General features: G+C 78.1%; 1 protein-coding gene. It reads right to left on the bottom strand.

The genetic code is table 11. The features are described 5' to 3' along the window. The coding region (gene eccCb, locus GTW08_RS10660) for a type VII secretion protein EccCb (RefSeq protein ID WP_346009888.1) at positions 1-1,179 on the bottom strand (1,179 nt) is incomplete at its 3' end. Positions 1,180-1,194 lie beyond the last annotated feature (15 nt).

Below are 1,194 nucleotides of genomic sequence, written 5' to 3'. Positions count from 1 at the left end.
CATCGGCCCGGGGTGGACCTTCTCCAGCAGCGCGCCCTCGTCGGGGCTGCCGGAGCCGACCAGGCCGGGGGCGCCCAGCTCGCGCAGCCGCCCGAGGACCGGGTCGAACAGCGCCCGCCCGGCCCCGCCGGTGCGTCGCGCGAGGACGACGTGCAGCCCGACGTCGCGGGCCTGCGGCAGGTACTCGGCGAGCGCGAGCAGCGGGTGCGTTCCGGCCGACCCCGCCGCGGGGACGACCAGGTCGTAGTCGTCGACGAGCAGCCACACGTCCGGCCCGCTCCACCAGGACCGTTCCCGCAGCTGGGCCGGGGTGACGTCCGGGCCGGGCAGCCGCCGTCCGAGCGAGCCCGCGATCTCCGCGCAGGCGTCGGTGGTGGCCTGCGCGGTCGAGGTGTGGGCGAGCAGGTGGCTCTGCGGGACCCCGCCGAGCAGCGTCCGCCGGTGATCGACGACGACGATCCGCGCCTGCTCGGACGTCCAGCGCGCGGCGATGCCGTGGGCGAGGGTCCGCAGCAGGGTCGTCTTGCCGCCGCCGGAGTCGGCGAAGCAGAGCAGGTGCGGCTCGTCCGGGTCGAGCTCGACGGTGGCGAGCCGGTCCTCGTCGACCCCGAGCGCGGGCCCACGGCCCGGACCGGGCGGGAGCTCGGCGACCTCGATCCGGGTGGGCAGCAACCGCACCGGGCCGACCGACGGGCCGTCCCAGGCGTCGTCGATCTCCCGGGCCGGGTCGGTGCCGGGGACCAGGCAGGGCGCGGCGAGGACGGTGGCCTCGCCGTCGGCGGACAGGCCGTGCCCCGGCAGCGCGGGCACCGCGGCGGCGCGACGCCGGTCCACCTCGGAGTCCGACGGGTCGCCCAGCCGCAGCTCGATCCGGCTGCCGAGCTGGTCCTTGAGCGCGGGGCGGATCTCGGCCCAGCGGGCGGCGGACAGCGCGAGGTGCACGCCGTAGGCGAGCCCGCGGGCGGCGAGGGCGGTCAGCTTCTCGTCCAGGTCCTCGAACCCGGCGCGCAGCGCCGCGTAGCCGTCGACGACGAGCAGCAGGTCGGTGGCGGTCACCCCGGCGAACCCGCCCGCGGCGCGCCGGGCCCGGAACTCCTCGATCCCGGCGACGCCGTGCGCGGCGAACAGCTGCTCGCGCTCGTCGACGGCGGCGACGGTCTCGGCCACCACCCGTCGCACCAGGTCGCCGGCGCG

Origin of the sequence: Pseudonocardia sp. SID8383, from assembly GCF_009864975.1 — a bacterium.
Classification (GTDB): domain Bacteria; phylum Actinomycetota; class Actinomycetes; order Mycobacteriales; family Pseudonocardiaceae; genus Pseudonocardia; species Pseudonocardia alni.
This window is presented reverse-complemented; position numbering and strand designations above follow the sequence as displayed.